At 55.5% G+C, this 10824-nt stretch carries 7 protein-coding genes; all 7 read left to right on the plus strand.

Translation table 11 applies throughout. The features are described from left to right. Positions 1-63 precede the first annotated feature (63 nt). The 7 genes from cmoM (at position 64) to ACG0Z5_RS21785 (ending at position 10698) form a co-directional block, all read left to right on the plus strand. The gene (gene cmoM, locus ACG0Z5_RS21755) at positions 64-858 is read left to right on the plus strand and encodes a tRNA uridine 5-oxyacetic acid(34) methyltransferase CmoM (protein WP_394451103.1); all 795 of its coding nucleotides are present in this window, start codon (positions 64-66) and stop codon (positions 856-858) included. Further along, a complete protein-coding gene (gene mukF, locus ACG0Z5_RS21760; RefSeq protein WP_394451105.1) occupies positions 851-2173 on the plus strand; it encodes a chromosome partition protein MukF in 1323 nt (440 codons plus the stop codon). The genes cmoM and mukF overlap by 8 nt, the downstream gene beginning before the upstream one ends. Then, entirely contained in the window at positions 2154-2864 is a 711-nt protein-coding gene (gene mukE / locus ACG0Z5_RS21765; protein ID WP_319787109.1) for a chromosome partition protein MukE, read from the plus strand. The genes mukF and mukE overlap by 20 nt, the downstream gene beginning before the upstream one ends. Beyond that, complete coding sequence (mukB, locus tag ACG0Z5_RS21770) at positions 2864-7312, plus strand: chromosome partition protein MukB (protein WP_394451107.1); 4449 nt, start codon at positions 2864-2866, stop codon at positions 7310-7312. Before mukE ends, mukB begins: the two co-directional genes overlap by 1 nt. Positions 7313-7495: 183 nt before the next feature. Further along, the gene (gene ldtD, locus ACG0Z5_RS21775) at positions 7496-9304 is read left to right on the plus strand and encodes a L,D-transpeptidase (protein ID WP_394451109.1); all 1809 of its coding nucleotides are present in this window, start codon (positions 7496-7498) and stop codon (positions 9302-9304) included. A gap of 179 nt (positions 9305-9483) precedes the next feature. Continuing rightward, entirely contained in the window at positions 9484-10035 is a 552-nt protein-coding gene (locus tag ACG0Z5_RS21780) for a DUF882 domain-containing protein (protein WP_394451115.1), read from the plus strand. A gap of 15 nt (positions 10036-10050) precedes the next feature. Beyond that, a complete protein-coding gene (locus ACG0Z5_RS21785; protein ID WP_394451111.1) occupies positions 10051-10698 on the plus strand; it encodes an MBL fold metallo-hydrolase in 648 nt (215 codons plus the stop codon). The last annotated feature ends 126 nt before the right edge of the window (positions 10699-10824 follow it).

The following is a 10824-nucleotide window of genomic DNA, read 5'->3' on the forward strand; positions in this document are numbered from 1 at the left end:
AGCTTCCCTCTCGCTGTGGGTATGACAAAATAGCGTCTTTGTGGCGGGCAAGTGGAGTCCAGCGTGCAGGATCGCAATTTTGATGGTATCGCGGAACGTTTTTCGCGCAATATCTATGGCACGACAAAGGGACAGCTGCGCCAGGCGATCCTGTGGCAGGATTTAGACGTTTTGCTGGCCACCTTCGGTGAACGCCCGCTGCGTATTCTCGATGGCGGCGGCGGCGCCGGACAGACCGCAATTCGGATGGCAGAGCGGGGGCACCATGTTACCCTATGTGACCTGTCAGCCGAGATGATAGCCCTCGCAAAACAGGCAGCCGTTGAGAAAGGTGTGAGCCACAACATGCATTTTGTACAATGCCCGGTGCAGGACATTGCGGAGCATTTGGAAAGGCCGGTTGATCTGATATTGTGCCATGCAGTACTTGAGTGGGTGGTTAATCCGCAGGCGGTTTTACACGCGCTGTGGTCGGTGCTGCGTCCGGGCGGCGGATTGTCGTTAATGTTCTACAATGCTAACGGCCTGTTGATGCACAACATGGTGGTGACGAACTTTGACTACGTCGACGCGGGGATGCCGAAGACCCGAAAACGCAAGCTTTCGCCGAACCATCCGCGTAAACCGCAAGAGGTATACGACTGGCTGCTGGAAACAGGCTGGCAAATAACCGGGAAAACCGGAGTACGCGTGTTTCATGATTATCTGCGTGAAAAAGCAAAGCAGCATGAGCGGTACGAGCAGTTACTGGCACTGGAAACACGCTATTGTCGCGAAGAGCCCTGGATAAGCCTGGGTCGCTATATTCACGTCACCGCGCTAAAACCGCAGGTAGATACAAGGACTAACGATGAGTGATTTTTCCCAGACAGTCCCCGAACTGGTTGCCTGGGCCAGAAAAAATGATTTTTCGATCTCGTTGCCGGTCGACAGGCTGTCATTCCTGATGGCCGTGGCAACGCTGAACGGCGAACGGCTTGAAGGCGAGCTTACCGAAGGTGAGCTGATTGACGCTTTCCGCCACGTCAGTGATGCGTTTGAGCAAACCAGCGAAACCATCAGCGTGCGCGCGAACAACGCGATCAACGATATGGTGCGTCAACGTCTGCTGAACCGCTTTACCAGCGAAATCACGGAAGGCAATGCTATCTACCGCCTGACGCCGCTTGGCATCGGAATCACCGATTACTATATTCGCCAGCGTGAGTTTTCCACGCTGCGCCTGTCAATGCAGCTGTCTATCGTCGGCGGCGAACTCAAACGTGCTGCGGATGCGGCAGAAGAGGGCGGAGATGAGTTTCACTGGCATCGTAACGTGTATGCGCCGCTGAAATATTCCGTCGCGGAAATCTTTGACAGCATTGACCTCACGCAGCGTCTGATGGATGAGCAACAGCAGACGGTAAAAGACGACATCGCGCAGTTACTCAACAAAGACTGGCGGGCGGCGATTTCCAGCTGTGAAATGTTGCTGTCAGAAACTTCCGGCACTCTGCGTGAGCTTCAGGATACCCTGGAAGCTGCGGGCGATAAGCTGCAGGCTAACCTGTTGCGCATTCAGGACTCGACTCTGGTGCATGACGATCTGCATTTTGTCGATCGTCTGGTGTTCGACCTGCAGAGCAAGCTCGATCGCATCGTGAGCTGGGGCCAGCAGGCTATCGACCTGTGGATTGGTTACGACAGACACGTGCATAAATTCATCCGTACCGCTATCGATATGGATAAAAACCGTGTCTTCGCCCAGCGTCTGCGCGTATCGGTGCAGAATTACTTCGATGCCCCATGGGCATTGACCTACGCCAACGCTGACCGTCTGTACGACATGCGCGATGAAGAGATGATGTTGCGTGATGAAGAGGTCACCGGTGAACTGCCGCCGGATCTCGAATACGAAGAGTTCAACGAAATCCGCGAGCAGCTGGCGGCGCTCATCGAACAGCAACTGGCCATTTATAAAGAAAAAGGGCTGCCGTTGGATTTGGGACTGGTGGTGCGCGAATACCTCACGCAGTATCCACGTGCGCGTCATTTCGACATGGCACGTATCGTGGTCGATCAGGCCGTCCGTCTGGGCGTAGCACAAGCAGATTTCACCGGACTGCCGCCGAAGTGGCAGCCGATTAATGATTACGGAGCCAAGGTACAGGCACATGTCATCGACAAATATTGAACACGTGATGCCAGTTAAGCTGGCACAGGCCCTGGCCAATCCGTTATTCCCGGCGCTGGATAGCGCCCTGCGTTCAGGCCGTCATGTCGGTCTGGATGAACTGGACAACCACGCCTTTTTGATGGATTTCCAGGAGTATCTGGAAGAGTTTTACACCCGCTATAACGTGGAACTGATTCGTGCGCCGGAAGGTTTCTTCTATTTGCGCCCACGTTCCACCACGCTTATTCCACGTTCGGTGCTGTCCGAAGTGGATATGATGGTCGGCAAAATCCTCTGTTATCTCTACCTCAGCCCGGAACGTCTGGCGAACGAGGGGATTTTCACCCAGCAGGAGCTGTATGACGAACTGATGAGCCTGGCAGATGAAGCCAAGCTGTTGAAGCTGGTGAACAACCGCTCTACCGGTTCAGATCTTGACCGTCAAAAGCTGCAGGAAAAAGTGCGTTCTTCCCTGAACCGCCTGCGCCGTTTGGGCATGGTGTGGTTTATGGGACATGACAGCAGCAAGTTCCGTATCACCGAATCGGTGTTCCGTTTCGGGGCGGACGTCCGCTCCGGGGATGATGCGCGTGAAGCGCAGCTGCGCATGATCCGCGATGGCGAAGCGATAGCGATTGAAAACCATCTGCTGCTCAATGACGAGAATGACGATGCTCAGCCGGATACGGATAGCGGGGAGGAAGAATAATGATTGAACGTGGTAAATTTCGTTCATTAACCCTGATTAACTGGAACGGCTTTTTCGCCCGAACCTTTGATCTCGACGAACTGGTTACAACGCTTTCGGGTGGTAATGGGGCCGGTAAGTCCACCACCATGGCGGCGTTCGTTACGGCGCTGATCCCTGATTTAACGTTACTGCACTTCCGTAACACCACCGAAGCCGGTGCAACCAGCGGTTCACGCGATAAAGGTCTGCACGGTAAGCTGAAAGCCGGTGTCTGTTACTCCATGCTGGACGTAATGAACTCTCGTCATCAACGCGTGCTGGTGGGCGTTCGTCTGCAGCAGGTTGCTGGTCGTGACCGCAAAGTGGATATCAAACCGTTTGCTATCCAGGGCCTGCCGATGTCCTTCCAGCCGACCGAGCTGGTGACCGAAACGCTGAACGAGCGTCAGGCGCGCGTCCTCACCCTCCAGGAGCTGAAAGATAAGCTCGAAGGGATGGAAGGCGTCCAGTTCAAACAGTTTAACTCGATTACTGATTACCACTCGCTGATGTTCGATTTGGGCGTGGTCGCCCGTCGTCTGCGCTCGGCGTCTGACCGGAGTAAATACTACCGTCTGATCGAAGCCTCGCTGTACGGCGGGATTTCCAGCGCCATTACCCGCTCATTGCGCGACTACCTGTTGCCGGAAAACGGCGGGGTGCGGAAGGCCTTCCAGGACATGGAAGCCGCGCTGCGTGAAAACCGCATGACGCTGGAAGCGATTCGCGTTACCCAGTCTGACCGCGACCTGTTCAAGCATTTGATCTCCGAAGCGACCGATTACGTGGCGGCGGACTACATGCGTCACTCCAACGAACGTCGGGTGCATCTCGACAAAGCGCTGGATTTCCGCCGTGAACTGCTGACCTCGCGTCAACAGCTGGCTGCCGAGCAGTACAAACACGTCGAAATGGCGCGTGAGTTGCAGGAGCACAACGGTGCGGAAGGCGATTTGGAAGCCGATTACCAGGCGGCGAGCGATCACCTGAACCTGGTGCAGACGGCGTTGCGTCAGCAGGAAAAAATCGAGCGCTATGAAGCGGATCTCGACGAACTGCAAATCCGTCTCGAAGAACAAAACGAAGTGGTGGCCGAAGCCGCCGAACAGCAGGAAGAGAACGAAGCCCGCGCCGAAGCCGCTGAGTTGGAAGTGGATGAGCTGAAAAACCAGCTCGCCGATTACCAGCAGGCGCTCGACGTGCAGCAGACTCGCGCGATCCAATACAGCCAGGCATTACAGGCGTTGCAGCGTGCGAAAGATCTCTGCCATCTGCCGGACTTAACCCCAGAAAGCGCGGACGATTGGCTCGATACCTTCAAAGCGAAAGAGCAGGAAGCCACGGAAAAACTGCTGTCGCTGGAACAGAAAATGAGCGTGGCGCAAACCGCGCACAGCCAGTTCGAGCAGGCTTATCAACTGGTGGTCGCCATTAATGGTCCGTTGGGCCGTGATGAGGCGTGGGATGTTGCCCGCGACCTGCTGCGGGAAGGGGTTAACCAGCGTCACCTGGCCGAACAGTCAACCGCCCTGCGCGGTCGTCTGAACGAGCTTGAACAGCGTCTGCGTGAGCAACAGGATGCCGAGCGTCTGCTGGCAGAATTCTGCAAGCGTCAGGGCCGTCATATTGAAATTGACGAGCTGGAAGGGCTGCACCAGGAGTTGGAAGAACGCATCTCTGCGCTGTCGGACAGTGTCTCTTCCGCCAGCGAACAGCGTATGACGCTGCGTCAGGAACTGGAACAATTGCAGGGCCGCACGCAAACTCTGCTGCAACGGGCACCTATCTGGCTGGCGGCGCAAAGCAGCCTGACTCAGCTGTGTGAGCAGAGCGGCGAAGCGTTTGAGTCCAGTCAGGACGTGACCGAATATATGCAGCAGTTGCTGGAGCGCGAGCGCGAAGCGATTGTTGAGCGTGATGAAGTCGGGGCGCGTAAGCGTGCGGTTGATGATGAAATCGAACGTTTAAGCCAGCCTGGCGGTTCCGAAGATCAGCGTCTGAACGCGCTGGCGGAACGTTTTGGCGGTGTGCTGCTGTCAGAAATCTATGATGACGTAAGCCTCGACGATGCACCGTACTTCTCCGCGCTGTATGGTCCGTCGCGTCATGCGATCGTGGTGCCGGATCTGTCGCAGATTGCCGAGCAGCTCGAAGGGCTGGAAGATTGCCCGGAAGATCTCTATCTCATCGAAGGGGATCCTTCCTCCTTTGATGACAGCGTCTTTACCGTAGACGAGCTGGAAAAAGCCGTAGTGGTGAAAGTCGCTGACCGTCAGTGGCGTTACTCCCGCTTCCCGACGCTGCCGTTATTTGGCCGCGCGGCGCGTGAAAACCGTATCGAAGCCCTGCACGCGGAACGTGAAATCCTGTCTGAACGCTTCGCGACTCTGTCGTTTGACGTCCAGAAAACCCAGCGTCTGCATCAGGCATTCAGCCGTTTCATCGGCAGCCACTTGGCCGTCGCGTTTGAAGCGGATCCGGAAGCGGAAATTCGCAAACTGAATACCCGTCGTGGCGAGCTGGAGCGTGCGCTCAGCAACCACGAAAATGACAACCAGCAGAGCCGGGCACAGTTTGAGCAGGCGAAAGAGGGCGTTGCCCAACTGAACCGTCTGTTGCCGCGTCTCAATCTGCTGGCTGACGAAACGCTGGCCGATCGGGTGGATGAAATCCAGGAGCGTCTGGATGAAGCCCAGGAAGCCGCGCGCTTTATTCAGCAGCACGGCAATCAGCTGGCAAAACTGGAGCCAATGGTTTCCGTTCTGCAAAGCGACCCGGAACAGTATGAACAGCTAAAAGAAGACTACGCGTATTCTCAGCAGATGCAGCGTGATGCGCGTCAGCAGGCGTTTGCCCTGACCGAAGTGGTTCAGCGCCGCGCACACTTTGGCTATACCGATTCGGCGGAAATGCTGAACGGTAACAGCGACCTGAACGAGAAGCTGCGCCAGCGTCTGGAGCAGGCGGAAGCGGAACGTGCCCGTGCGCGTGAAGCGCTGCGTAACCACGCCGCACAGCTCAGCCAGTACAGCCAGGTTATGGCGTCGCTGAAAAGCTCCTTCGACACCAAGAAAGAGCTGCTGACCGATTTACATCGCGAACTGCAGGACATCGGCGTCCGGGCCGACAGCGGGGCGGAAGAGCGTGCCCGTTCACGCCGTGACGAACTGCATACTCAGCTCTCCAACAACCGTAACCGTCGCAACCAACTCGAAAAAGCGCTGACCTTCTGCGAAGCGGAAATGGACAACCTGACCCGTAAACTGCGTAGCCTCGAGCGCAACTATCTCGAAATGCGTGAGCAAGTGGTTAGCGCCAAGGCGGGCTGGTGTGCGGTCATGCGCCTGGTGAAAGACAATAACGTCGAACGCCGTCTGCATCGCCGCGAGCTGGCCTACCTGTCCGCAGACGATCTGCGTTCGATGTCGGATAAGGCGCTGGGTGCGCTGCGTCTGGCCGTGGCAGATAACGAACACCTGCGTGATGTGCTGCGGATGTCGGAAGATCCGAAGCGCCCTGAGCGCAAGATTCAGTTCTTCGTGGCGGTGTACCAGCATCTGCGTGAGCGTATTCGTCAGGATATTATCCGCACCGACGATCCGGTAGAAGCCATTGAGCAGATGGAAATCGAACTGGGTCGTCTGACAGAAGAGCTGACAGCGCGTGAACAGAAGCTGGCAATCAGCTCCCGCAGCGTGGCCAATATTATTCGCAAGACCATTCAGCGCGAACAGAACCGTATTCGTATGCTGAACCAGGGGCTACAGAGCGTATCCTTCGGCCAGGTGAACAGCGTGCGTCTGAATGTGAACGTACGTGAAACACACTCCACGCTACTGGAAGTATTATCTGAACAGCACGAGCAGCACCAGGACCTGTTCAACAGCAACCGTCTGACCTTCTCTGAAGCGCTGGCGAAGCTGTATCAGCGTCTGAATCCGCAAATCGATATGGGTCAGCGTACGCCGCAGACCATCGGTGAGGAGCTGCTGGACTACCGTAACTACCTCGAAATGGAAGTAGAAGTAAACCGTGGATCTGACGGCTGGCTGCGTGCGGAATCGGGTGCGCTGTCTACCGGGGAAGCTATCGGTACCGGGATGTCCATCCTGGTAATGGTGGTACAGAGCTGGGAAGATGAAGCCCGTCGTCTGCGCGGGAAAGACATTTCGCCATGCCGTCTGCTGTTCCTTGATGAAGCGGCCCGTCTGGATGCCCGTTCCATCGCCACGCTGTTTGAACTGTGTGACCGTCTGGAAATGCAGCTCATCATCGCGGCCCCGGAAAACATCAGCCCGGAAAAAGGCACCACCTATAAACTGGTGCGTAAAGTCTTCCAGAATACGGAACACGTTCACGTGGTTGGGCTACGCGGCTTTGCGGCACAGCTTCCGGAAACCTTGCCGGGCACCGCGGACGCTTCGTAGATGTAAGTCTTTTTTTAAATAAGGGCGACGGCGATGTCGCCCTTTTTGTTTTCTGTTTACGGCGGGAAGAGGGTATTATCTTTAATCTTCTTTACATTTGGTCAGGCAAAAGTATTTTTGTCTTTATATACTGAGAGTAAGCCCCGGTTAGTACGGGCAGCAATGAACAACAGGGGGCAAGGGATGTCGCTGAATAAATCATATGGTCGTCGGTTGTCAGCGCTAAGTTTATGTCTGACGCTGGCTTTTGCTCCACTGTTCAACGCGCAGGCCGACGAGCCTGAACTGGTGCCAACAGACAGTTCAGCCACACCTGGCGATTCTTCACAGGTATTGGCCCAGGCGGACGGGCAAGCCCCTGCCGTGGCGATGATGGCGGGGATCCAACCGCTGCCTGACGGAGCGGCCGCCAAAAGCCGGGCCGATATTCAGTCACTCCTGCCAGCCCAATACACGCCGGTGTATATGAATCAGCTGGCGGCGATGTATGCCGCCAGGACGATGAAGCCGATGTGGGAAAATCGGGATGCCGTGCAGGCGTTCCAGCAACAGCTGGCCGAAGTCGCCATTGCCGGTTTTCAGCCGCAGTTCACGCAGTGGGTCGAGCTATTGACCGATCCGGCCGTTACCGGCATGGCGCGTGATGTGGTGCTTTCCGATGCGATGATGGGCTACCTCCAGTTCATCAGCAGTCTTCCGATGCAGGGGACTCGCTGGCTGTACAGTGACAAACCTTACACGCTCACCACGCCGCCACTGTCGGTCATTAGCCAATGGCAGCTGGCGCTGGATAATGGCTCCCTGCCGCAGTTTGTGGCCAGTCTGGCCCCGCAGCATCCTCAGTATGCGGCGATGCATCAGGCGCTGCTGGCCCAACTGACCGATTCCCGTCCGTGGCCGCAGCTGACCAGTACCGCCAAACTTTCTCCGGGGCAGTGGAGTAAAGACGTTCCGGCGCTACGCGAAATTCTTCAGCGCACCGGAATGATGGATCCTGCGTCGGATATCGTCCTGCCGGGAGATAACCCAGTGATCAGCCCGTCTGCTCTGCCTGCGAAGAAAGCTAAAGCGAACAGCAACGCGCCTGCGATTTACGACCGTCAGCTGGTGGAGGCGGTGAAGCGCTTCCAGACCTGGCAAGGGCTGGGGGCGGATGGCGTGATTGGCCAGGCCACTCGTGACTGGCTGAATGTCAGCCCGGCACAGCGGGCGGGCGTGCTGGCGCTGAATATCCAGCGTCTGCGACTCCTGCCGGGCAAGCTTTCCACCGGCATCATGGTCAATATTCCGGCCTACTCGCTGGTGTATTACCTCGATGGGAATCAGGTTCTGGATTCCCGAGTCATCGTTGGCCGACCGGATCGTAAGACTCCAATGATGAGCAGCGCCCTGAATAACGTGGTGGTCAATCCACCGTGGAACGTCCCCTCGACCCTGGCCCGCAAAGATATTCTGCCGAAAGTATGGAACGACCCAGGTTATCTGGACAGACACGGTTATACCGTCTTGCGCGGCTGGAACAGCAACGAGGCCATTAACCCTTATCACGTAGACTGGTCGACGATCACTCCTTCGAATTTGCCGTTCCGTTTCCAGCAGGCGCCGGGGGCCCATAACTCCTTGGGGCGTTACAAATTCAATATGCCGAGCTCGGATGCTATCTATCTGCACGATACGCCGAACCACACCCTGTTCCAGAAAGATTCGCGAGCGCTGAGTTCAGGCTGTGTACGCGTCAATAAAGCATCAGAGCTCGCTAATATGTTGTTACAGGATGCAGGCTGGAATGACACGCGGATCTCTGATGCCCTTAAACAGGGGAACACGCGTTACGTGAATATCCGCCAGAATATCCCGGTTAACCTCTATTACCTGACGGCCTTCGTCGGCGCAGATGGCCGGGCACAATATCGTACAGATATTTACAATTATGATCTCACCGCGCGATCTGGCGCACAAATCCTGCCAAAAGCGGAACAATTAATTAGGTAAATGAAGAAGTTCAGATAATTCAGGTGTCGTATAAATTAGCCAATTCAGGCCCAAATCGCTACAGGGCCTGAATTGACTGGGGTTAGGGAACCTTGACGTCGCTTCCAACGGCGGTTAAGGTGCCCTTCGTGCGCCAGAAGTGCATAAATAACGATCACTTACTTGAAGACCTGATTATCATGGACAAATTTGACGCTAATCGCCGCAAATTGCTGGCGTTAGGTGGTGTTGCGCTTGGCGCAGCGGCCATCCTGCCAACGCCAGCATTTGCCACCCTCTCGACACCACGTCCGCGTGTTTTGACGCTCAATAACCTGCATACCGGTGAGACGCTCAAAGCGGAGTTTTTCGATGGCAGAGGCTATATTCAGGATGAATTAGCAAGACTCAATCATTTTTTCCGAGACTATCGCGCGAATAAAATGAAATCCATCGATCCAAAGCTCTTCGACCATCTGTACCGCCTTCAGGGACTGTTGGGGACCAACAAGCCCGTGCAGCTTATTTCCGGCTATCGTTCATTAAATACCAACGATGAACTGCGCGCTCACAGCCGCGGGGTAGCGAAACACAGCTATCACACCAAAGGCCAGGCGATGGATTTTCATATTGAAGGCGTTTCGTTAAGCAATATTCGCAAAGCTGCGTTATCTATGCGCGCAGGTGGTGTAGGATATTACCCACGTAGTAACTTTGTGCATATTGATACCGGGCCGGTCCGGACCTGGTAACGAAACAGGAGCATCATGAACTATCGTATTATTCCGGTTACGGCTTTCGCCCAGAACTGTTCGCTCATCTGGTGTGAGCAAACGAAACTCGCTGCACTGGTGGACCCGGGTGGTGATGCTGAGCGTATTAAACAGGAAGTGACCGCCGCAGGCGTGACGCTGATGCAGATCCTGCTGACCCACGGTCATCTCGATCACGTGGGTGCCGCCGCGGAACTGGCACAGCATTACGGTGTACCGGTTGTCGGACCGGAAAAAGAAGATGAGTTCTGGCTTCAGGGGCTGCCGGCTCAGAGCCGGATGTTCGGTCTCGAAGATTGTCTGCCGTTAACGCCAGACCGCTGGCTTAACGAAGGTGATACCGTCACCGTCGGTAACGTCAGCTTGCAGGTTCTGCATTGTCCGGGACATACGCCGGGGCACATCGTCTTCTTTGACGCCGCTTCGCAGCTGCTTATCTCAGGGGATGTAATCTTTAAAGGTGGAGTAGGGCGCAGTGATTTCCCACGCGGCGATCATGGGCAGCTAATCGATTCGATTAAGCGCAAATTATTGCCACTGGGTGATGCGGTCAGCTTTATTCCGGGTCACGGCCCAATGTCGACGCTCGGTCATGAGCGCGTACATAATCCTTTCCTGCAGGATGAAATGCCCGTTTGGTAGGCATATCGGAATGAATCAATAAAAAAGGCCGCGCGAGCGTAATGCCGATCAGTTAAGGATCGGTTGACCGATCCAGTGGTTGTGTAAGAATCCGTAATCTCACAGGGATTACGGATTTTTTTATGT

The organism is Scandinavium sp. M-37, assembly GCF_043558715.1.
Taxonomy (GTDB): Bacteria; Pseudomonadota; Gammaproteobacteria; order Enterobacterales; family Enterobacteriaceae; genus Scandinavium; species Scandinavium vulneris_A.

What these genes read in the sequence shown, in the direction of transcription:
- mukE (WP_319787109.1), top strand. Translation starts at nt 2,154, where the DNA reads ATGTCATCGACAAATATTGAACACGTGATGCCAGTTAAGCTGGCACAG.
- ACG0Z5_RS21780 (WP_394451115.1), top strand. Translation starts at nt 9,484, where the DNA reads ATGGACAAATTTGACGCTAATCGCCGCAAATTGCTGGCGTTAGGTGGT.
- mukB (WP_394451107.1), top strand. Translation starts at nt 2,864, where the DNA reads ATGATTGAACGTGGTAAATTTCGTTCATTAACCCTGATTAACTGGAAC.
- mukF (WP_394451105.1), top strand. Translation starts at nt 851, where the DNA reads ATGAGTGATTTTTCCCAGACAGTCCCCGAACTGGTTGCCTGGGCCAGA.
- ACG0Z5_RS21785 (WP_394451111.1), top strand. Translation starts at nt 10,051, where the DNA reads ATGAACTATCGTATTATTCCGGTTACGGCTTTCGCCCAGAACTGTTCG.
- ldtD (WP_394451109.1), top strand. Translation starts at nt 7,496, where the DNA reads ATGTCGCTGAATAAATCATATGGTCGTCGGTTGTCAGCGCTAAGTTTA.